At 73.0% G+C, this 20,215-nt stretch carries 18 protein-coding genes; 7 read left to right on the top strand and 11 right to left on the bottom strand.

Annotated elements, in window-relative coordinates:
* Nucleotides 1-50: 50 nt before the first annotated feature.
* Complete coding sequence (locus FZ103_RS15805; protein WP_156002234.1) at nt 51-728, bottom strand: hypothetical protein; 678 nt, start codon at nt 726-728, stop codon at nt 51-53.
* Between the two features lie 262 nt (nt 729-990).
* Between FZ103_RS15805 and FZ103_RS15800 the strand changes: the two genes are divergently transcribed.
* Nucleotides 991-1,182 carry a hypothetical protein gene (locus FZ103_RS15800; protein ID WP_156002231.1) on the top strand — a complete coding sequence of 64 codons (192 nt, stop codon included), beginning with the start codon at nt 991-993 and terminating at the stop codon, nt 1,180-1,182.
* 226 nt (nt 1,183-1,408) lie between these two features.
* On the opposite strand, the gene FZ103_RS15795 is transcribed toward FZ103_RS15800, so the two are convergent.
* The 7 genes from FZ103_RS15795 to FZ103_RS15765 all read right to left on the bottom strand — a co-directional run bounded on the left by FZ103_RS15795 (nt 1,409) and on the right by FZ103_RS15765 (nt 9,799).
* Nucleotides 1,409-2,092, bottom strand: a complete 684-nt coding sequence (locus tag FZ103_RS15795) for a tripartite tricarboxylate transporter TctB family protein (protein ID WP_156002229.1) — start codon at nt 2,090-2,092, stop codon at nt 1,409-1,411.
* On the bottom strand, nt 2,089-3,663 hold the full coding sequence (locus FZ103_RS15790) for a tripartite tricarboxylate transporter permease (protein WP_156002226.1): 1,575 nt from the start codon (nt 3,661-3,663) through the stop codon (nt 2,089-2,091). Before FZ103_RS15790 ends, FZ103_RS15795 begins: the two co-directional genes overlap by 4 nt.
* Before the next feature lie 138 nt (nt 3,664-3,801).
* The gene (locus tag FZ103_RS15785) at nt 3,802-4,800 is read right to left on the bottom strand and encodes a tripartite tricarboxylate transporter substrate binding protein (RefSeq protein WP_156002223.1); all 999 of its coding nucleotides are present in this window, start codon (nt 4,798-4,800) and stop codon (nt 3,802-3,804) included.
* A 139-nt stretch (nt 4,801-4,939) separates the two neighbouring features.
* The gene (locus FZ103_RS15780) at nt 4,940-6,115 is read right to left on the bottom strand and encodes an enolase C-terminal domain-like protein (protein WP_343233557.1); all 1,176 of its coding nucleotides are present in this window, start codon (nt 6,113-6,115) and stop codon (nt 4,940-4,942) included.
* A gap of 138 nt (nt 6,116-6,253) precedes the next feature.
* The gene (locus tag FZ103_RS15775) at nt 6,254-7,339 is read right to left on the bottom strand and encodes a tartrate dehydrogenase (RefSeq protein ID WP_186356407.1); all 1,086 of its coding nucleotides are present in this window, start codon (nt 7,337-7,339) and stop codon (nt 6,254-6,256) included.
* Nucleotides 7,340-7,446: 107 nt separating this feature from the next.
* Complete coding sequence (locus FZ103_RS15770) at nt 7,447-8,517, bottom strand: tartrate dehydrogenase (RefSeq protein WP_186356374.1); 1,071 nt, start codon at nt 8,515-8,517, stop codon at nt 7,447-7,449.
* A 388-nt stretch (nt 8,518-8,905) separates the two neighbouring features.
* Complete coding sequence (locus tag FZ103_RS15765) at nt 8,906-9,799, bottom strand: LysR family transcriptional regulator (RefSeq protein WP_156002214.1); 894 nt, start codon at nt 9,797-9,799, stop codon at nt 8,906-8,908.
* 244 nt (nt 9,800-10,043) lie between these two features.
* On the opposite strand from FZ103_RS15765, the gene FZ103_RS15760 reads away from it, so the two are divergent.
* Nucleotides 10,044-11,507, top strand: a complete 1,464-nt coding sequence (locus tag FZ103_RS15760) for an FG-GAP-like repeat-containing protein (protein ID WP_186356373.1) — start codon at nt 10,044-10,046, stop codon at nt 11,505-11,507.
* Between the two features lie 63 nt (nt 11,508-11,570).
* Here FZ103_RS15760 and FZ103_RS24910 read toward each other — a convergent pair whose 3' ends face one another.
* The 3 genes from FZ103_RS24910 to FZ103_RS15745 all read right to left on the bottom strand — a co-directional run bounded on the left by FZ103_RS24910 (nt 11,571) and on the right by FZ103_RS15745 (nt 14,640).
* Complete coding sequence (locus tag FZ103_RS24910) at nt 11,571-12,092, bottom strand: hypothetical protein (protein WP_186356372.1); 522 nt, start codon at nt 12,090-12,092, stop codon at nt 11,571-11,573.
* 77 nt (nt 12,093-12,169) lie between these two features.
* A complete protein-coding gene (locus tag FZ103_RS26075; protein WP_156002208.1) occupies nt 12,170-13,336 on the bottom strand; it encodes a cytochrome P450 in 1,167 nt (388 codons plus the stop codon).
* Nucleotides 13,309-14,640, bottom strand: coding sequence for a cytochrome P450 (locus FZ103_RS15745; RefSeq protein ID WP_156002205.1), 1,332 nt, complete (start codon nt 14,638-14,640; stop codon nt 13,309-13,311). The genes FZ103_RS26075 and FZ103_RS15745 overlap by 28 nt, the downstream gene beginning before the upstream one ends.
* Nucleotides 14,641-15,908: 1,268 nt before the next feature.
* On the opposite strand from FZ103_RS15745, the gene FZ103_RS15740 reads away from it, so the two are divergent.
* The 5 genes from FZ103_RS15740 to FZ103_RS15720 all read left to right on the top strand — a co-directional run bounded on the left by FZ103_RS15740 (nt 15,909) and on the right by FZ103_RS15720 (nt 20,180).
* Complete coding sequence (locus FZ103_RS15740) at nt 15,909-17,357, top strand: sensor histidine kinase KdpD (protein ID WP_156002202.1); 1,449 nt, start codon at nt 15,909-15,911, stop codon at nt 17,355-17,357.
* Between the two features lie 148 nt (nt 17,358-17,505).
* The gene (locus FZ103_RS15735; protein ID WP_156002199.1) at nt 17,506-17,925 is read left to right on the top strand and encodes a roadblock/LC7 domain-containing protein; all 420 of its coding nucleotides are present in this window, start codon (nt 17,506-17,508) and stop codon (nt 17,923-17,925) included.
* Nucleotides 17,922-18,287, top strand: coding sequence for a DUF742 domain-containing protein (locus FZ103_RS15730; protein WP_156002196.1), 366 nt, complete (start codon nt 17,922-17,924; stop codon nt 18,285-18,287). Before FZ103_RS15735 ends, FZ103_RS15730 begins: the two co-directional genes overlap by 4 nt.
* The gene (locus FZ103_RS15725; RefSeq protein ID WP_156002192.1) at nt 18,268-18,891 is read left to right on the top strand and encodes an ATP/GTP-binding protein; all 624 of its coding nucleotides are present in this window, start codon (nt 18,268-18,270) and stop codon (nt 18,889-18,891) included. The genes FZ103_RS15730 and FZ103_RS15725 overlap by 20 nt, the downstream gene beginning before the upstream one ends.
* Before the next feature lie 53 nt (nt 18,892-18,944).
* Complete coding sequence (locus FZ103_RS15720; RefSeq protein ID WP_156002388.1) at nt 18,945-20,180, top strand: cytochrome P450; 1,236 nt, start codon at nt 18,945-18,947, stop codon at nt 20,178-20,180.
* The last annotated feature ends 35 nt before the right edge of the window (nt 20,181-20,215 follow it).

Here is a 20,215-nt window from a genome sequence, read left to right as displayed (position 1 = left end):
GCGCGGGTGGTGCTCCGGCGGCCCGCGCGCAGGCGCGCCTGCGCGGCGCTTCAGGTGCGGGCGGCGCTGTCCCAGACCTGCTGCGGGATCGCCTCCAGCAGGTCGATCAGCTCGTCGGCCTCCTGCAGGGCCTGCTCCGGTGCAAGGTGACCGTCCTCTGCGGTGGCGATGTAGTGGCCGTTGAGCCGCACCGGCGGCCGGCTCCTTGCGTGGCGGTCGATCAGCCGGTCCATCGCCTGCGGGGTCAGCACCGCCCGGGCGAAGTCCTCGTCGGCCGTGCGCACGCGGTAAAGGGCGTCGAAGCGGGGGTGCCCCGTCGCCGCGACCGTGGTGCCCATGAAGTCCGCGAGCCCCTTCATCGAACCGTCGCCGATGTCCACCTTGGGCACGGGTACCGGAAGGCTCACCGCGACCGCCCGGCTGTAGTGCGCGGCGTTTCCCGCGCTTCCCGGCAGCCGCTCCACGTGCTCGTAGGTGAACACCCAGCGCCCCCGGTGCGGCCGGGACAGCACGTGCCGCGCCTCGTAGTTCTGCGGATGGATCGCCGTGACGAGGATGGCGACCATGTCGGGCCGCTTGGCCTCATAGGTCCACCCGTTCTCGCGCGCCCAGGCGGCCCACCGCCCCGATTCGCGCCTGCGCAGCAGGATCGGCACCGCGATCGCGCAGCCGATTAGGCAGATCAGGACGAGGACCACCACAATGACGATGAGGAACGCGGAATCCATCGCAGAGCCTTCCGTTGCCGTACGGCAGGAGCAGGGGCGGCGGCGAGTCCCCGGCGGCCTTCGCGGGGAGCACCCACGGCACCCGATTCTTCCGCTACGTGAGGGCCGAGCGGGCGCCCGCCGCGTGGCCGGTGGCGGACAGGCGGCGGTGCGGTGCCCGATTCCCGATTCCGGGCGGATTCCGGTGCTACTTTGGGCGGCAGAATCGGAAATCTCCCACATGCACCAGTGTCGTCCACACCGGCGACCGGCCAGGAGGCTGATGTCGATGATCAACCCGGAGAACTGGGGCCTGTCGCCCAAGCGCAAGGTGACCGGTTCGCGCAAGGGGCGTCCGGTGGTCCGGATCTCGTTGAAGCGCACCAAGCCCTCGGCCTCGCCGCGGTCGGCGACCGGCGGTTGCTGGCCTTCGCCGTGGGGCAAGGGCATCTGGAACAACCCGATGGGCGAGTGACGCTCCTCGGCCTCCGCTGAGCCGCGGACGGCGGTGCCGACCGCCTTCCCCGCGGCGCGCCGGGCGGCGGCCCCGGCCGTTGCGGTCGGGACCGCCGCCCGTTCCTGCCGGAGCGCCCGGAAGGCCCCGCGCCCGGAAGCGGCCGCGGAGGCCGTTCCCGGGCGCAGGAGTCGGCTCCGGGGCCCGCTGCGGTGAGTCGCGCCGGATTCCGCGCACCGCCGCCGAATCAGATCCCGAGCAGCACCGAAACCGGCAGCGGCACATACAGCACCCGGGTGAACACCGCCCAGCAGAACAATGCCACCACCAGGGCGACGCCGACGTCGATGAGCAGGCGGCGGGGGGTGCCCGGACCGCGGCGGATGAGGATCGCGGTCGCCACGAAGGCCACCACGCCGCTGAGGGTGATGCCGAACAGGCCGAAAGCCGCCGCCCATGCGAGGAGGAGGGCGGCCGCGGCGGGCAGGGCCCAGCGCGGGCGGGAACCCCGCGGGCCGCCGACCGGCTCCTCGCCGGCCTCGTCGCCGCCCTTCCCGTCGTCGCTCGCGGCGTCCTCGGCCGCGGCCCTTTCCGTCAGGCTCGTACCGGCGCCCGATGTCCCGGGAGCGGCCGCCGCCGCGGGAGCGGCCGACCGCCCGCCGGGCGCCTGGCGCATCCCCGGAGTCTGGGGCGGCAGCTCCGCGCCGGCGCCCGCCTCGGGCGCTTCGCCATCGGAGGCGGCGCCGTTCCGGCTCGCGCGCACCACCGCCATGCCCGCGATCGCCAGCCCAAGCACGGCCAGGACGACCAGGACGAAGCGGGGGAAGATCACGTCGGTGGGCGTCGAGAAGTCCTGTCGGGTCCAGAACACCGCGGTCACCGCCAGGATCAAGGCGGCGCAGATCAGATCGCGCCTGAGGTCGCTGCTCACTTGGTGCCCTCCCGCTCGGTGTCGGCGGCCGGTCCGGCCGCGCCGGCCGCGCTCGTCGTGCGCGCCGCGCGGAGCCGGCGCCACCGGCCCCACAGCGGCCACAGCAGCGCCAGCAGCACGAGCACGATGATCCCGGCGCTGACGGGCCGGGTGAAGAACGACAGCCACGGCACGGCGTCGCCGCTGGCCGTCAGCAGCCCCTGGCCCAGGCCCGCCTCGATGATCGGCCCCAGCACCACGCCCAGCACCACCGCCGCCGGCGGCAGCCCCAGATGGCGCAGGCCGTAACCGACCAGGCCCAGCGCCACCATGATCACCACGTCCAGCGGGTTGTTGCGCACCGCATAGGCGCCGATCATCGTGACCAGGGCGATCCCGGGTACGAGGTAGGCGGTCGGCGTCCGCACGACGGCCCGCTGCAGCCCGCGCCCCACGATGAGCCCCACCGGCGCCAGCAGCAGCGCCGAGACCCCCAGCGCGATGATGAAGGTGAAGGTCAGCTCCCCCTGCGTGGTGAACAGCTCGGCGCCCGGCCGCAGGCCGTGCAGCAGCAGGACGCCGAAGATGACCGCGTCCGGGGGCGCTCCGGGGATGCCCAGCGTCAGGAGCGGGATGAGCCCGCCGCCGACCACCGCGTTGTTCGCGGCCTCGGGCGCGACGACCCCGTCGACCTTGCCCTTGCCGAACTCGCCGGGCGTCTTGGACGCGCGCTTGGCCTCGTTGTAGGCGATGAGGTTGGCGACGTTGCCGCCGGCGCCCGGCAGCATGCCCACGAACGTGCCGATCACCGCCGAGCGGATGAGGTTGAGCGGCCGCGAGAGGACGTCGCGCACCGTCCGCAGCAGCAGCCCCGGCTCGCGCCGGCGCGCCTCGCGGCGCATGGCCGCCGCCCGCGAGCCCGGATCCACCATCAGATCGATCATCGCGGGGACGGTGAAGAACCCGATCAGCGCCACGATCAGCGGCACTCCGGCCTGCATCTGGGTGAAGCCGAAGGTGAAGCGGACGTCGCCGCCCACGGGCGCGATGCCGATGGTGGAGATCAGCAGCCCGACGAACCCGGCCGCGAACCCCTTCACCAGGGACTTCGCGGCCAGACCGGCGATCATCGTCAGACCGAAGATGCCCAGCCAGAAGTACTCCTGGGGACCGAACGCCAGCACGACGTCGGCGATCGCCGGCCCGAGCAGCAGCAGCCCGACGACGCCCACCAGCCCGCCCACGACCGAGGCGGTGGTGACCGCGATGATGGCCACCTCGCTGCGGCCCTTGCGGGTCAGGGGATAGCCGTCGAAGGTCGTGGCGATGGACGAGGGCGTGCCCGGCGAGTTGACCAGGATCGCGGTGAAGGCGCCGCCGTAGATGGCGCCGGAGTAGAACGCGCCCATCAGCACGAGGCCGCGGGCGGGGTCGAGGGTGAAGGTGAGGGGGAGGAGGAGCGCGAGGCCGACCGTGGCGCTCAGCCCCGGCGTGGCGCCGACCGCCATCCCGGCGACGACGCCGGCAAGGCACAGCAGCAGCGTCGCCGGTGAGACGACCTGCAGCACGGCCTCCTCGATACCTGGGAACATGATTGCTCCTGGCGTTGGGTGATCAAGGGCGGGCCGGTGCGGCGGGCCGGGGGGATCCTGTGCCGCCGACCGCCCCCAGGCGGGTGCCGTGCAGCACCCGCGGCAAGCCGCGGCCCCGGCTGCGGGGCCGCCGGGGCGCTATCCGTGCAGCAGGTCGAAGCGCCGCAGCAGGTCCTTCGCCAGCGCGGTGCGCTCGCGGATGAACTCCGCGGACTCCCGCGGCCCCCAGTCGAGGATGTGGAAGCCGAGGTTGGTGGCCTTCTTGCGGAACTCCCGGTCCTGGTTGACCCGGGCGAACGCGTCGGCCAGCACGTCGACGACCCGGTCGGGGGTCTCCGGCGGCACCGCGACTCCGCGCCAGGCGCCCTCGACGATGTCGAAACCGCTTTCCCGCAGCGTCGGCACGTCGGGGAACTCCGGCACGCGCTCCTCGGAGGCGACGGCCAGCACCCGCATGCCCTTGTCCTGCAGCTGCAGGGCCTCGGTGTTGTAGGTCATCAGCCCGTCGACCTGCCCGCCCAGCAGCGCGGGGGAGGCCGCGGCCGTCCCGCTGAAGGGCACGTAGGTCACGTCGGCCCCCGACTCCTGGGCCAGCGCCAGGGCGCCGATGTGGTTGGCGCTGTAGGAGCCGCTGCCGCCCAGGCTCAGCTTTTCCGTCTTGGCCTTGGCGATGAAGTCGTCGACGGTGCGGAACGGGCCGTCACCGCTGACCACCAGCGCGTTGGGCGTGCTCTGGAAGATGTAGGCCCAGTTGATCTGATCGGTCTCGTAGCCGGCCTGCCCGCGCGCCAGCGGCTGCAGGATCACATGGGGGACGTTGGCGCCCATGAGCGAGTAGCCGTCGGGGCGGGTCTGGTGGACCAGCTCCGACCAGCCCACCGCACCGCCGCCGCCCGGGCGGTTGGTGACCACCACCGATACCCCCAGCGCCTCCTCCAGCGGCTGCTGCTGAAGGCGTGCGGTGATGTCGGACTCGCCGCCGGGGTCGAACGGCAGCGTGTAGGTGATGCTCCGGGTGGGATAGTCGGCGACGTCGCCTCCTGCGGGTGCGCTGCGCGTGGCGCAGCCCGCCAGCGGCAGCGGCAGGGCGGCCGCCGTCAGACCGGCCAGAAAGGCCCTGCGTGAGGTGTTGTGCATCGTGCCTCCTCGCTGTGCCCCGCGGGCACAAAGGAGATGGGGGGCATGGCGCGGCGGCCGGCCGCCGCGCCGCGGGCCGCGGCGGGGGCGCCGCCGCGGCCGTCGTCGCCTGTGCGCGCCCGGGGGCGCGGCGCAGGACTCACAGCCGCTCGCGCAGCATGCTGTGCAGCGCGGGCTTGAGCTCGATCCCGATCCCCGGCGCCTCGGGCAGGGCGACCCGGCCGCCGGAGATCGGGGTGGTCTCGGCGAACCCGCCGAAGGGCTCGAAGACCTGCGGGTAGGACTCGCAGCCGCCGAACCCGAAGGCCGCGGCCAGGGCGAGGTTGATCTGGTTGCCGCCGTGCGGGCAGCAGCGCCGCGGCGACCACCCGCCCGCGGCCAGTTCGCGCAGCATCGCCTCGTACTCGGCGACCCCGTAGCTCAGTGACGGGTCCATCTGCAGGACGTCGCGGTGCGGCCGCAGCCCCCCGTAGCGCCGCAGGTTGCGCACGTCAGCGGCCGAGAACAGGTTCTCGCCGGTGGCCAGGGTGCCCGCGTACTCCTCCGCCAGCACCGCGTGAGCGCGGTAGTCCAGCGGGTCCACGGGCTCCTCGTACCACAGCAGGTCGTAGTCGCTCAGGGCCCGCGCGTACTCCAGAGCGGTGGCCAGGTCGAAGCGCCCGTTGGCGTCCACGGCCAGCCGCGATCCCTCGGTCAGCAGCTCCAGCACCGCCTCGATGCGGCGCAGGTCCTCGCCCAGGGGCGCGCCGCCGATCTTGATCTTGACGTCGCGGTAGCCGGCCTCCAGGTAGCCGCCGATCTCCGCGCGCAGCCCGTCGATCGGCTTGTCGGGGTGGTAGTAGCCGCCGGCGGCGTAGACCCACACCGAGGTCTCCGGCTCTTCGGGCCCGAGCCCGGCGCCGAAGCGCCGGTGCAGCAGCCGGAACAGCGGCAGGCCTTCGGCCTTGGCGGCGGCGTCCCACATGGCCATGTCCAGCGTGCCCACCGCCACCGCGCGGTCGCCGTGGCCGCCCGGCTTCTCGTTGGCCATGGCGACGCGGTGCACGCGGACGGGGTCGATGACGCCGGTCCGGGGATCGGTGATCGCCTCGGCGGGCGCCTCCTCCACCCGCGGCAGGATCCGCGTGGCGAGGATGCCCGACTGGGCGTAGCGGCCGTTGGAGTGGAACCCGTATCCCACCACCGGTTCGCCGTCGACGACGAGGTCGGTGTGCACCGCGACGATCGACACCGTCATCCGGGAGAAGTCGATGACCGCGTTGCTGATGCGCGAGGCGATCGGCGCCTCGCTGTGCGTGATCTTGGTGATGCGCAATGGTCGTCCTGTCCTGGCTGTGCTGGTGTGCGCGCCGCCGGCGCAGCGGCGGCACCGGTCGGCCGCGCCGCCGGGGTCGGGAGACGGGGAAGCGGGGAAGGCCGCGGGCGGTGGTGCTGTGCCGCCCGCCGGCCCGCCTCACATCCGGTCGATGAGCGCCTTGGTCACCTCGTCGGTGGTGGCGCCGCCGCCGAGATCGGGGGTGAGCACGCCCGCGCCGGTCGTCCGGGCGATGGCGTCCTCCAGGGCGGCGGCCGCCGCGGGCAGGCCCAGGTGGTCCAGCATCAGCGCGGCGCTGCCGAAGGCGCCGATCGGGTCGGCCACGCCCTGCCCGGCGATGTCGGGGGCCGAGCCGTGAACCGGCTCGAACATGCTGGGGAAGCGGCGTTCGGGGTTGAGGTTGGCGCTGGCGGCGACGCCCAGGCTCCCGGCGAGCGCGCTGCCGAGATCGGAGAGGATGTCGGCGTGCAGGTTGGAGGCGACCACGACCGACAGGCTCTCCGGCTGGAGCACGAAGCGCGCCGCCATGGCGTCGACGAGCACCCGCTCGGCCTCGACATCGGGGTAGTCGGCCGCCACCCGGTCGAAGACCTCGTCCCACAGCACCATCCCGTACTGCTGGGCGTTGCTCTTGGTGACGCCGGTGACCTTGGGGCGGGCGCGGGTGCGGGCCAGGTCGAAGGCGTAGCGCATGATCCGCTCGCACCCGGTCTCGGTGAACAGCGCCGACTGCACCGCGACCTCGTGGCCGGGGCCGCGGGCGGCGAGGTTGCGGCCGCCCAGCCCGGCGTACTCGCCCTCGCTGTTCTCGCGGATCACCACCCAGTCCAGTCCGGACCCCTGTGCGCCCTGGGTGCCGCGCAGCGGGCTGCGGACGCCGGGCAGGAAGCGCACGGGGCGGATGTTGGCCCACTGGTCGAAGCCCTGGCAGATGGCCAGGCGCAGACCCCACAGGCTGATGTGGTCGGGCACGGTCGGCCAGCCCACCGCGCCGAAGAAGATCGCGTCCATGTCGCGCAGGCGGTCCAGGCCGTCCTCGGGCATCATCCGGCCGTGCTCGGCGTAGTACCGCGAGCCCCACGGGAACTCGCGCCAGGTGATCTCGAAGGGCTCGGGGCCGCGCCGGGCGAGTTCGGCGAGCGCGGTGCGGGTGGCGTCGACGACCTCGGTCCCCACTCCGTCTGCGGGGATCGCGGCGATGGTCAGGGGGCGTTGAGCGCTGATGGCGGGGCTCCTGTTCGCTCGGCGGGGCGGGGAGGGGAGGGGACGGGGAGCGGCGGCGGGGCGGCGGGTCGGCGGGGCCGGTCAGGGATGCCGGAGCCGGCGCCGCCTCACCGGCCGGCCACGGCGGCGGCGACGGCCTCGCCCAGATCCCGGGTGCCGGCCCTGCCGCCGAGGTCGGGGGTCAGCGGCGCGTCGGGCGAGGCCAGCACGGACTCCACCGCGCCGAGCACCCCGGCGGCCGCCTCGGCGGCGCCCAGATGGTCGAGCATCATCGCCGCCGACCAGATCTGCCCGATGGGGTTGGCGACCCCGCGGCCGGCGATGTCGGGGGCCGAGCCGTGCACGGGTTCGAACATCGAGGGGTGGCGCCGCTCCGGGTCGATGTTGGCGGAGGGGGCCACGCCGATCGTGCCGGTCACGCCGGGTCCCAGGTCGGAGAGGATGTCGCCGAACAGGTTGCTGCCCACCACCACGTCGAAGTGGCCCGGCCGCAGCACGAACTTCGCGGTGAGGATGTCGATGTGCTCCTGTTCGACGGCCAGATCCGGGTATTCCGCCGCGATCGCGCGGAAGCGCTCGTCCCAGTAGGGCATCGAGTGGTAGATGCCGTTGGACTTGGTCGCCGAGGTGACCAGCGAGCGCTTGTTGCGGCGCGCGAACTCGAAGGCGTAGCGCAGGATGCGGTCGGTTCCGCGCCGGGTGAACACCGACGCCTGCACGACCATCTCGCCGGGCGTGCCCTCGCCCTGGCGGCCGCCCAGGGTCGAGTACTCGCCCTCGCTGTTCTCGCGCACCACCCAGAAGTCGATGTCGCCGGGGGAGACGCCGCGCACCGGCGGGGTCAGGCCGGGCAGCAGCCGGACCGGGCGCAGGTTGACGTACTGGTCGAACTCCCGGCGGATGGGGATCAGCAGGCCCCACAGGGAGACGTGGTCGGGGACGCCGGGATAGCCCACGGCGCCGAGCAGGATCGCGTCGTGGTCGCGCAGCCTGTCGATGCCGTCCTCGGGCATCATCCGGCCGGTCCGCTTGTAGGTGGCGCAGCTCCAGTCGAACTCGCGGAAGGCGAATTCCACGCCGTATCGGGCGCCCGCCGCCTGCAGGACGCGCAGGGCCTCGGGCATGACTTCGTTGCCGATCCCGTCTCCGGGAATGACCGCGATATCGAAACGCTGCACACCGACTCCCTGTCCGCCGCGGAATCCGACCCGTTTTTCGTGCGCGTGCGATCCGGAGCACCGGGCCCGGGGCGCGGGGACGGCCGCACCCCGGGGCCGCGTGCCACCCCGGATCACACGGTGAACATCTAATTTCACGATTGTGTCGAATGTCCAACTGCCGTTGGCGATGGGACCGATAGGCAGCGCCTATGGGAGTGTGTTCACTGCAGGGCCGGCCCCGTTTTCGGGGAAGGGGGAAACGGGAGTTCCGCGAGGATTTCCGCCATGCGGGTTTCCGGGGCGGTCGGTGGAATGCGCCGATTTGCGCGCTGGAATCCGGATTTCGCGGTGCGCGCTCCGGCGTGCGCGTCGGCGTGCGCCCGTGCGCATTCGGGCGCCGGGCGGCTCACCGGTGGGCGTTGTGCGCCGAGGCGAGCGCCGTCTCGCGGAACGCCTGCGCGGCCGGGGTCAGCGGCGCGTCGCGGTTGAGCAGCGAGATCCGGATCCAGGTCGGCGGGTCCAGGTCGAGCACGTGCGCGCCGCCGCTGCGGGCGGTGCGGGTCCAGGACTCGGTCAGCAGCGCCACGCCGGCCCCGTTGAGCACCAGCGGCAGGATCGCCTCGCGGTGGCCGGCCTGGACGGCGATGTGCAGGTCGACGCCCTCGGCGCGGATGCGGTCGACCAGGTGCCGGCCGCGGCTTCCCGCGGGGTAGGCGATCACCCGCTGCCCGGCGAGATCGCTCCAGGTCACCCGGGTGGCCCCGCCGAATGGGTTGTCCGGCGGCGTCACCAGGACGAACTTCTGCATCTCGATCGGGTGCTCCTGCATGCCGATCGGGAGCAGCGCCTCGCCCGATCCCACCAGGGCCAGTTCGCAGACTCCCTCGCGTACCGCGTCGACGGCCTCGGGCGGCGTGAACACCGCTGAGACGTTGACGGTCACACCGGGGAAGCGCTCGGCGAAGCGGGTGACGATCGTGGTCAGCGGCTCGACCGCCTGGGAGGGCATCACCGCGATGTCGACCTGTCCGGAGAGCACGCCTTTGATGGACTCCACGCTGGCGCGCGTGGTGTCGAGCCCGCGCAGCACCTGGCGCGCGGGCTCCACCATCGCCCGCCCCGCCGCGGTCAGCAGCACCCGCCGCCCCACCCGGTGGAACAGCGCCACACCCAGTTCCCGCTCCAGGCGCTGGATGGCCTGGGAGAGCGAGGGCTGCGCGACATGCATCCGCACCGCCGCCCGGCTGAAGCCCTGGTGGTCGACGATCGCGAGGAAGTACTCCAATTGGCGCGTGTCCATACGACATCCCGTGTTCGGTATTCCAGGCGCGATAGGTCCAACCTATCGAAAGGGCGCGCCGGGGCCGGTTCGCCCCAGGGCGGACGGGTGCGGCAGGGGCGCTCGGCGCCCGCAACCCGGCGTTTCCGGGACATCGCGGTAAACCACCGATGAACCGATGGAGTCGTACAAAAGTCCGGTCCGCGACCCCCTGGAGGTCCCCATTCACGCACAGCCGCCGCGCCGCCGGCGCCTTCGGCGTCCGTTGTCCGCCCTGCCGGCCACCGCCTCGTGCCTCGCCTGCCTGGCCGCGACCGCCTGCGGCGGATCCGCGGCCGAGGCCCCCGGCTCCGGCGAATCGCCCGCTCCGCCGGTCAACCTCCATCCCGAGCCCGGCCCGGTCTCACCGACGCCCGCCGCCGGCGGCTCCCCGGGCGCCGGAACCGACCCGCCCGTCGACTTCAACGGCGACGGCTACTCCGACCTGGCGATACGTACCTGGGATGAGCCCTTCTTCGCGGGCGCGGTGCTCGGCGGCGAATCCGGTCTCGACCCCGACCGCAGAAGCGTCCTCACCCCCGAGGACCTCGGCGTCGCCGACGTCGGAGCGCCACCGGTGCTGGGGCCGTTCCTCCGGACCACCGCGGACCTCGACGACGACGGATACACCGACATGGTCGTCTCGGCCGACCGCGGGTACGTGCTGTGGGGCGGCCCCGACGGGCTCGCCGAGCAGCCGGTGCCGCTGCCGTGGCTGGAGACCGACCCCGGTGCGGACTCCGAGCCGCCCACCACGACGATGGGCGACTTCGACGGGGACGGGGATGTCGACGTCGTGGCTCTCGACCTGCTCTTCCTGCCGACCCGGTACGAGACGGTGCTGCTGCGCGGTCCCTTCGACCGCTCGGGCGCGCCGTCCTCGACCGAGGACCTGCCGCTGCCGGTGAGGCCGGAGGAGGAGGGAGTGAGCAGCGAACTGGTGGCCTTCGCCGCCGACACCGACCCGGCCACCGACCTGGTGCTGCTGCGCAACTACGACGAATCCCCGGCCCCCCACCTGGTGCTGCGCTCCGACGGCGGTCCGGCGGCCGGGATCCTGGGCGAGACCCCGGCCGGACACGACCTCGCCGGCGGCGACTTCGACGGCGACGACGTGCCCGACCTCGCCGTCGGTACCCACGGCGTCCCCGACAACGAGAACGAGCTGGGGGAGGAGGATCCGGAGCTGCATCCCGGACGCGTGGACGTCTACTCCGGCGCCGACGGCTTCGCCGCGGGTGAGCCGGTGCGCGTCACCCGTGCCACTCCGGGCGTGCCCGGTGAGGCGCAGGACGCCGACGGCTTCGGCGGCGACCTCATCGCGGCCGACGTGCACGGCGACGGCTACGACGACGTGGTGGTCGGCCTGAGCGACCCCCACCGCGGCGACACTTCCGGCGGGAAGCAGCGCTTCGCCGTCCTCTCCGGCGGCCCCGAGGGTGTCGCCCGGGCCACCGGCGTCAGCCTCACCCTGCCCGACCCGCCCGAGGGCGCGGAGCAGGCCGAGGACGACCCGCCGCTGTGGTCCCCGGAGGCGCTGCGGGACTACAACGGCGACGGAGCGGCGGACCTGCTTCTGCAGACGGACGCAGGCGAGTTCGCGCGCTACGCGCTATACCCCGCGAACGGCGAGGGCTTCGCGGAAAGCCCCCAGGTGGTCTTCTCCACCCGGGGATGGGGTTCGGCCTGACGGGAGCCCGTTTGCGGCATGCCCCGCGGCCGACCGCGCCGTGCGGGCCGCGGCGGGGCGCCCTCAGCGGCGCGGCTCGGCCGAGGCGGCGCGGGAGGTGTAGTCCTCGATGGCCTCGGCGAGCGGGCGGGTGCAGTGCTGGAGGCGGTCGGCGACGTAGCGGTGGTCGTGGTCGTCCAGCGCCACGGGGGAGCGGCGCAGGCGGACGCTCCACGAGCGCGGATCCGGGAAGACGTGCAGGTGCTCGACGTGCTCGGCGAGCACCACGCCGCTGCCGAACGGGGCCACCTCGGTGATGAGCAGCGGGCAGCGCAGCGGAAACTCGCGCTCGCCGAAGCGCACCGGGTCGTCGTCCCGCACGACCGGCCCCTGCACCGCCGCCGAGGCGATCACCCGGCCCTGGTCGCGGGTGGGATTGCGGAAGCAGCCCCGGGTCGTGTAGACGAGCATCCGATCACCGGCCGCCAGCCCCGCCACGTCGCTCCGCCGCGTGGCGGGAAACGCGGTCTGCTGAGTGGAAAGGATCCAGCCCAGCGCCTCCTGATCGCCGATCACCATCAGATACGCGTTGCCGTCGCCGCTCATGAGACGACCGTATCGAAAGGGAAGGGCACCCGATGGCGGACGCGGCGGCGGATACGCGCCGCAGACCCGCCACCGGCTCAGGGCCGCGCGTGCGGTCCCGCGGCCACTCCGCGCGGGCGCACCCACAGCTGCTTGGGGTGGTGCATCATCCAGCTCTCCACCGGGGACGCGGCACCGGCCGCTTCCCGCTCGGCGTCCAGGGCCAGAGCAGGGAAGCGCTCGAACAGCCGCGGCAGGGCCACGGCGAGCTCCAGGCGCGCCAGCGGGGCGCCCAGGCACAGGTGGGGACCGTGGCCGAACGCGAGGTGGCCGCGGGCGTCGCGGCCCACGTCGAAGGCGCCGGGGTCCTGCCAGGCGCCCGGGTCGAGCGCGGCGGCGCCGTAGGCCAGCAGCAGCATCTCTCCCTCGGGCACGGGCACGCCCGCCACCTCGGTGTCGCAGGTGGAGAACACGGCCGGCAGCAGGCTCACCGAGGTGTAGCGGCGCAGGATCTCCTCGATCGCCGCCGTCCACTCGACCTCGCCGCCGGTGACGCGCGCCAGTTGGTCGGGGTGGGCCAGCAGCCCGCGCACGCCGTTGGCCAGGGTGCCCATCGTGGTCTCGAATCCTGCGATCACAAGCAGTACGAGGTTGGCGGCGATCTGGGCGTCGCCGAGCCGGTCGGCCTCCTCGGCGGCGTCGTCGGCCGCTGCCAGTGCGCTGACCAGGTCGTCGCCGGGCGCGGCGCGCCGCTTGGCCACCAGCTCGCGCAGGAAGGCGTTGGCCTCGGCGTAGACGCCGGGATCGCTCAGCTCGAAGACGCGCCGGGCGATGTCGCCGAGGACGGGGGCGTCCTCGGCCTCGACGCCCAGCAGGCCCACGAGCACGCCGACCGTCAGCGGCCAGGCGTAGGCGTCCTTGACGTCCACGGGGTCGGCGCCGTCCATGTCGGCCAGGAGATCGTCGGCGAGCTCCTCCACCCGCGGGCGCAGGGCCTCCACCCGCCGCCGGGTGAAGTGCGTCTGCATGGGCTTGCGCAGCCGGGTGTGCTCGGCGCCGTTTGCGGTAAGCAGGCTGCCGATGGACCCCCCGACCAGTTGCGCCAGCGCGCTGTCGGGGTCCACCTCGCCCTCGCGCACCGCGCGCCAGTGCTGCTGCGCGCCGCCCCGCACGAAGGTGCCCGTGCGGTCGGCCAGGACCGCGCGCAGCGCTTCGTGGCGGGTGACGGCCAGGGCTTTCACTCCCCCCAGATCCACCTCAGCCACCGGCCCCGCCGCGTGAAGGGCGTGCGCGGTCGCGTCTCTGTCGAGGTCTCGGGGGTCGATTGCGATGCGCTGAGTTGCCACGGAGCTCCTTCGTAGATGCGATCGGCGGGGGTGAACGCGACGCGCAGCGACTCCACGCCGCTGAGTCGGCCCGCCGACACTCCCTGCCACTGCTCGTCGACCAGGACCATGTCGGGCAGGCGGCGGTCGATCCGCTGCACGGCTTTCTCGGCGAGCGCGAGACCGAGGTCGCGGCCGGCGCGGGGGCAGGCGTGCGGGCCCAGCCCGAAGATCATGTAGGCGCGGTTGGTCTCGGTGTCCAGGCGCTCGTCGCGCCGCAGCAGCTGCTGCGCCGGGCCGAACCCCATCACCAGGCAGTCGCCGGCGGCCACTCGGCGTCCGCCGACCTCCGCGTCGCGTGTGGCGAACCGGCCGATGAGGGTGTGCATCGGCGGCGCGTGCCACAGGCTGGTGTTGACCGCCTCGCGAACCGTGCGGCCCGAGTTCAGCTGCACGAGTTCGTTCTTGCGGCCCAGCAGCAGCCACAGGGCATGGGCGATGGTGTGTGCGGTGGGCTCGTGGGCCGCCGCGGTGATGAAGGTGAGGTGGTCGCGGATCTCCTCGTCGTCCAGTCCCGCGGCGATCAGCTCCGAGACCAGGTCGCGACCCGGCGCCGCGCGGCGCCGCTCGACGAGCGCCGTCATGCGCCGCTGCAGCTGGGCGTGGACGTGCAGAGCGTCGTCGGTGCCGTCCCACACCTGCCGCTGGGCCGAGCACACCGCGACGCCTTCCCGGGCGTCCATGCCGTACAGCCGGCACAGCACGAGCAGCGGCACCACGCCGGCATAGCGCGTGACCAGATCGGTCCGGCCTTCGGTGCAGAACGTGTCGACGACCCGGTCGACGACCTCGTCGATGTGGGCCATGATCTCGTTCTGCGAGATGTTGGACAGCGCGCGCACGACGATCTCGCGGTAGCGCTTGTGCTCGGCGCCGTCGGCGTTCCAGACGTTGCGCCGCTTGGTGTAGATGGCGCGCAGCGGGGAGTTCTCGGGCACGACGCCGTTGTGGAGGTCACGCCAGTGGTCGACGTCGCGGGCGAAGGTGCCGGGGTCCTGCAGAACCTGCTGGTGCACGTCCGGCGTGAGCATCAGCCAGGCCGGCACGCCCTTGGAGAGAAAGACGGGCGCGAGCCCTTCGGGGTAGCGCTCCAGAAGCCGGTCCCATGTCGCTTGCGGGTCGGCGAGTGCTTTGGGGTCGTCGAGCCGGAGGGCGTCGGTCGGATGCTGGATCGGGTGCGTCATCGCGGTGCGACTCCGTGCGGAATGGGGGAGGGGAGGGGACCGGAGCCGCAGGTCGGGAAATGTTTTCGCGGGGATGGGGCATGGCGGCACCGTCCTCTGCGGCTCGTCGACGAATCGGGTCGGCGCACGGGTTTTCCGCCCACCGAGCACCCGCGGGCCGACGCCGCCGGGAAGTCTGTCGAATTCCCCGCAGACGGCGCAAGCCGGACAATCCTCCGCCGGCTCAATCCACGACCAGCCGGAATGTGGGTTCTCTCTCAGCGGCACCGGTTCTCCCCGGTGGCCTCCTCGATCGGTTGCTGAACGACTGCCTGGGCGAACTTCCAGCGCAGGGGAACCGGCGAGGAAGTGGGGGGCTCATCGCCGTAATCCATGGATACGGCGTGACCATTTGTGGCCACATCGGCCTGTGTGGCGGTAAGTCCGGGGAAGCGGACGGGAAGAATCGCATAAGCCCTTCCGACCTGAGGAAAGGAACCGATATCGCGCGGCGGCGGTGCCAGGCCGACTGAACCGCCCTCCCCACGTGGTGGAACGGCGCCGCGCCCGGTTCGCGTCCCCGGGGGCGGACAGCAGCGGGGCGGCCGCCTGCCGACGAGAGCGACGACGGCCACAAGCGGTTGGGGCCGCGGTCAGCGGTTCGGGTGCTCGCCCGGTGGCGGTGGGCGGCGGGGGCCGGGGCGGGCGGTCACCGGTTGGCGGAGGCGGATGGCTGGTCGCCCCGCGGGGGCGGCGACGTCCGGCGGAGGGCGGGGCCTGCGCGGATCGGTCCCGGCGCCCGCCGGTTGCCCGCGCGGCGAGGGGGGCGGCCGGTGGCCCGCCCGCGTCGTGGCGCGGTGGGTCTCGTCGCCCCAGCGGCGTCTCGAAGGTGTCGAACGTCCGCGTGTCGGTTTCCGCGCCGAGGGTGTCCGCGAGGCCACTCTCGGCACCGAGAGTGTCGCTGGGGGCCGCACTCGGCGAGACGGCCAGCGCGCCGGAACGCCTTCCGGCCACGCCGCGGCGTCGTTTGTCTTATAAGCCTGAATTGTCGGAAATAAAACGAAAGAATCCTCGCCGATTGCGGATTTGGGAAGCGATTGCCCCTGCGTGTCGGGAGTGTCTACGGTAAGTTCCGGATCACCCCCAGTGGCCGTCGCACAGGCTGCCCCCGGGCCTGGTCGGCCTGCCTTGTATCCGCCGGCAGCAGCCGTGTGCCGGATCAGGGTTCGACGCGGGCCGGGTTCGCCTGCCTTCAATCGCCGACGAGGACCTGACCGAGGACCTGATCGATGTCAGTACGTGTATCCGAAGGAAATCCGTCGCAGCGCTCGCCGAACTCCCCGAGCCTGCAAGCCGTACTCGCGTTCTGCGCCGCCGCCGTCGTCCTGGCCTTCGCCTGGTACTGGGTGATCGCCGCCGTGCCCGCCGAGGCGCAGACACTCCTGATCGTGGTCGGTTCGGTCATGGGCCTGCTGCTGGCCGGAGCGATCGCCGCCTCCGCCTACCACTTCGCCGCGGCGGCCCACACCCGCGAGCGGGCGGTTCGCGCCGAGGAGCGTGTCGCCCAGGCCGAGCACAGAACCGCCGGACTGGAGCAGGAGCTGCGCCAGTTCGCCCACGACGGCATCCCCGACCTGCGCCGCCGCATCCGCCAGGGCTCCACCACCGACGCGGCCATCGCCGAGACCGCCCAGCCCTCCCAGGAGGCGCTGCGCTCCCTGATCGTCCAGCTCGGCCAGACTCTGGGCCAGGCCGAGCGGCGCGGCGCCGCCGCGATGGCGGCCTGCGCCGGGGCCGCCGCCCGCGTCCAGGCGCAGGTGACCAGCCTGCTCGCCCACCTGCGTGAGCTGGAGAACCGCTACGGCGACCAGGACGGCGTCTTCGCCGACCTGCTGGAACTGGACCACCAGGTGTCCCAGATGGGCCGGCTGGCCGACAGCTTCGCCCTGCTCAGCGGCGGCCGCTCCGGGCGCCGCTGGACCAAGCCCATCGTCATGGAGAGCATCCTGCGCGGCGCCATGGGCCGCATCTACGCCTTCCGCCGCATCCGCGTGCACTCCACCAGCACCGCCGCCGTCGTCGGCTACGCCGCCGAAGGGGTGATGCAGGCGCTCGCCGAGCTGATGGACAACGCCGCCAACTTCTCCGCCCACAACACCGAGGTGCACGTCTACGTGGAGGAGGAGGACACCGGTGTCATGGTCACCGTCGAGGACAGCGGTCTGGGCATGCGCCCCCGCGAGCGGCGCCGCGCCGACCAGCTGGTCTCCGAACCCCACGACCTCACCAACCTGCCCGGCAGCCGCATGGGGCTGGCCGTGGTCGGCCGCGTCGCCGCCAAGTACGGGCTCACCGTCAACTTCCGGCCGTCCTCGCGCGGCGGCACGGGCGCGGTCGTGCTCATCCCCCAGCACCTGATCACCCGCCCCCGCCAGGAACTCGACATGCCCCCTGCGCCGCCCCCGATGCCCGCCGACGCCGAGCCCGCCGCGGTCTCGACGGCGTCGCCTTCCGCCTCCTCGCCGGCGATCGGCAGCGGCGGCGACAGCGGCGGCGACCTGCACGACCTGCCCAAGCGGCGCCGCGGCCAGACCCTGGCCAACGCCGAGCGCCAGCAGTCGGCGCCGCGTACCGAGCGCAAGCGCGAACGCGGCGATCCCGGCTCCCGCTTCGCCGCATTCCGCCAGTCGGGCGCCACCCGCGGACGCGAGACCGCTCCCGAGGACACCCCGCGGTGACGCCCGGGCCAACGGACGCCTCCCGGTGACGTCCGGCCCGCGCGCATCCTCCGTCCGGCGCGGCCGCCGGCCGGCGCCGCCGGCCACGGAGCCCAACGTCCGGGCGCCCCGCGCCCGCATGACCTGAACAAGGAGTGGCACAGATCCCATGAGCACCGCAGACCGCGGCCTTGATTGGTTGCTTGAGAACCTGCTCGCGAAGACCCCCGGCGCGCGGCACGCCCTCGTGCTGTCCAGGGACGGCCTGAAGATGGTCTTCAGCTCCCAGCTCGACGCCGACCGCGCCGACCAGCTCGCCGCCATCGCCGCGGGGATCCAGAGCCTGTCGCTGAGCGCCTCCGCCGAGTTCGGGGACGGCATCACCTCCGGCCAGGCCATGGTGGAGTTCGCCGGCGGGGTCCTGCTCATCGTCCCCGCAGGTGCGGGCGCCCACCTGGCGGTGGTGGCCGAGGAGGACACCGACGTCGGCATCGTGGGCCACAACATGAACGAGCTCGTCGAGCAGATCGGCTCCTACCTCACCGCCGACCCGCGAACGCCCCAGTACAGCGGTGACCCCGCGTCATGAACCCCAAACCGATCGACCGCGAGGACCCGGACCGCCTCTACACCGTCACCGGCGGCCGCAGCCGCGCCGACGAGGGCACGTTCGACAGCGTGACCCTCGTGGTCAGCGAGTGCGAGCCCAAGGAGGGCATGCAGTCCGAGCACGCGCGGATCCTGCGGATGTGCCAGCGGCCGACCGCGGTCGTGGAGATCTCCGCCGACCTCGGTATGCCGGTGAGCGTGGTCAAGATCCTGCTGCGCGACCTGCTGGACACCGGGCGGATCACGGTCCGCCACCCGTCCTCGGCGTCTTCGGCCGCCCAGGCGCAGCCCCCAGCCCCCGAGACCCTGAAGCAGGTGCTCGATGCACTCCAACGCCTCTGAAGCCCCCGCACACCACACCCCCGCGCCGCTGTCAGCCGAAGCCCAGGACGCGCTCAAGATCGTCGTCGTGGGCGGGTTCGGCGTGGGCAAGACCACGATGGTGGGAGCGGTCAGCGAGATCCGGCCCCTCAGCACCGAGGAGGTCATGACCGAAGCGGGCGTGGGCATCGACGACCCGTCGCGCGTGCGCAGCAAGACCACGACCACGGCGGCCTTCGACTTCGGCCGCATCACGATCACCGAGGACAAGATCCTCTACCTCTTCGGCGCGCCCGGCCAGGAGCGCTTCTGGTTCCTGTGGGACCAGCTCTTCGCCGGCAGCCTGGGTGCGGTCGTGCTCGTGGACGCCCGGAGGCTGGAGGACTCCTGGTATGCGATCGACCGGCTGGAGGCGCACGGCATGCCGTTCGTCGTGGCGGTCAACCGGTTCGAGCCGGGACCGGCGCTGGACCGGCTGCGCGACGCGCTCTCACTGCCCGCCGAGGTCCCGCTCGTCGAATGCGACGCGCGGAGCAGGGACGACTGCAAGGCCGTGCTGATCTCCCTGGTCCGCCACCTCAACGACCTGTACGCACCGTCGCCCGCCAGGGAGGGCACGCCGTGACCGACCTCTCCAACTCCACCGGGTCCGCCCGGCAGCCGGATCCCGCGGCCGCCATGGCCGGCTATCCCGAACACGACCAGGCCGTCCGCTTCTACGGCCCGCAGATCGCCGTGGACCCCTCCACCCTGTACCACGACATGCGCTGGCGCTTCGGCCCGGTGGCGCCGATCCTGCTGGACGGCGACATCCCGGCGTGGTTCGTCATGGGCTACCGCGAGGTGCACTACGTCACCAGCAACCCGCAGTGGTTCGCCCGCGACTGCCGCCGGTGGAACATGTGGGACCACATCCCCGACGACTGGCCGCTGATGCCCTATGTCGGCTGGACGCCCTCGGTGATGTTCGCCGAGGCCAACGAGCACCAGCGCCGTGCCGGGGCCCTGGGCGACGCCCTGGACGCCGTGGACCGCACCGAGCTCGCGCTGATCTGCCAGCGGGTGGCCGACGACCTGATCAACGACTTCAGCGGCGACGGCAGCGCCGACCTGGTCTCCCAGTACGCCCACCAGATCCCGGCGCGCGTCATCGCCGAGATGTTCGGGCTGCCGCCGGCCGACGTCCCCGCGCTGGTGCGCGACATCCTCGACTCCCTCGACGTCAAGGGCAACGCGGCCGAGGCGCACGGCCGGGTGCACGAGCGCATGCAGCGGCTGGTCGCCGACGCCCACGAGCGGCCGGGCCAGGACGTGCCCACCCGCCTGCTTGAGCATCCCGCCAAGCTCACCGACGACGAGATCGTCATCGACCTGCTGGTGGTGATGGCCGCCGCGCAGGCGCCCACGGGGAACTGGATCGCCAACACGCTGCGGCACATGTTCGTCGACGACAAGTTCTCCGTCAGCCTCCAGGGCGGGCGCAGCAGCGCGGTGCAGGCGCTCAACGAGGTGCTGTGGCGCGACACCCCGACCCAGAACTTCATCGGCCGCTGGGCGGTGCAGGCCTGCGAGCTGGGCGGGCGCCGCATCCAGCGCGGCGACCTGCTGGTCCTGGGGCTTGCGGCGGCCAACGCCGACCCGCGGGTGCAGCCCGAGGAGCACCTGGACTCCGGCGCCAACCGGGCCCACATGTCGTTCGGGCACGGCGAGCACGGCTGTCCGTTCCCCGCGCCGGAGCTGGCCGAGGTCATCGCGCGCAACGCCGTCGAGGTGCTGCTGGACCGGCTGCCCGATGTCGAGCTGAGCGTGCCGGCCGAGAAGCTGGAGTGGCGTCCGTCGGTGTGGATGCGCGGGCTGTACTCGCTGCCGGTGGAGTTCACGCCGACCGTACCCACCGACGGCCGCGAGCTGTAGGGAGCTCGGCGCCCGGGGCGGCGGATCCGCGCCGC

It is taken from the genome of Streptomonospora sp. PA3 (assembly GCF_009728995.1).
Classification (GTDB): Bacteria; Actinomycetota; Actinomycetes; order Streptosporangiales; family Streptosporangiaceae; genus Streptomonospora.
Note: the sequence above shows the minus strand (reverse complement) of the source record. Positions and strands in the feature narration are given on the sequence as shown.

What these genes read in the sequence shown, in the direction of transcription:
- FZ103_RS24910 (WP_186356372.1), bottom strand. Translation starts at nt 12,092, where the DNA reads ATGAGCGGCGACGGCAACGCGTATCTGATGGTGATCGGCGATCAGGAG.
- FZ103_RS15740 (WP_156002202.1), top strand. Translation starts at nt 15,909, where the DNA reads ATGTCAGTACGTGTATCCGAAGGAAATCCGTCGCAGCGCTCGCCGAAC.
- FZ103_RS15800 (WP_156002231.1), top strand. Translation starts at nt 991, where the DNA reads ATGTCGATGATCAACCCGGAGAACTGGGGCCTGTCGCCCAAGCGCAAG.
- FZ103_RS15790 (WP_156002226.1), bottom strand. Translation starts at nt 3,663, where the DNA reads ATGTTCCCAGGTATCGAGGAGGCCGTGCTGCAGGTCGTCTCACCGGCG.
- FZ103_RS15805 (WP_156002234.1), bottom strand. Translation starts at nt 728, where the DNA reads ATGGATTCCGCGTTCCTCATCGTCATTGTGGTGGTCCTCGTCCTGATC.
- FZ103_RS15765 (WP_156002214.1), bottom strand. Translation starts at nt 9,799, where the DNA reads ATGGACACGCGCCAATTGGAGTACTTCCTCGCGATCGTCGACCACCAG.
- FZ103_RS15745 (WP_156002205.1), bottom strand. Translation starts at nt 14,640, where the DNA reads ATGACGCACCCGATCCAGCATCCGACCGACGCCCTCCGGCTCGACGAC.
- FZ103_RS15725 (WP_156002192.1), top strand. Translation starts at nt 18,268, where the DNA reads ATGCACTCCAACGCCTCTGAAGCCCCCGCACACCACACCCCCGCGCCG.
- FZ103_RS15785 (WP_156002223.1), bottom strand. Translation starts at nt 4,800, where the DNA reads ATGCACAACACCTCACGCAGGGCCTTTCTGGCCGGTCTGACGGCGGCC.
- FZ103_RS15735 (WP_156002199.1), top strand. Translation starts at nt 17,506, where the DNA reads ATGAGCACCGCAGACCGCGGCCTTGATTGGTTGCTTGAGAACCTGCTC.
- FZ103_RS15730 (WP_156002196.1), top strand. Translation starts at nt 17,922, where the DNA reads ATGAACCCCAAACCGATCGACCGCGAGGACCCGGACCGCCTCTACACC.
- FZ103_RS15720 (WP_156002388.1), top strand. Translation starts at nt 18,945, where the DNA reads ATGGCCGGCTATCCCGAACACGACCAGGCCGTCCGCTTCTACGGCCCG.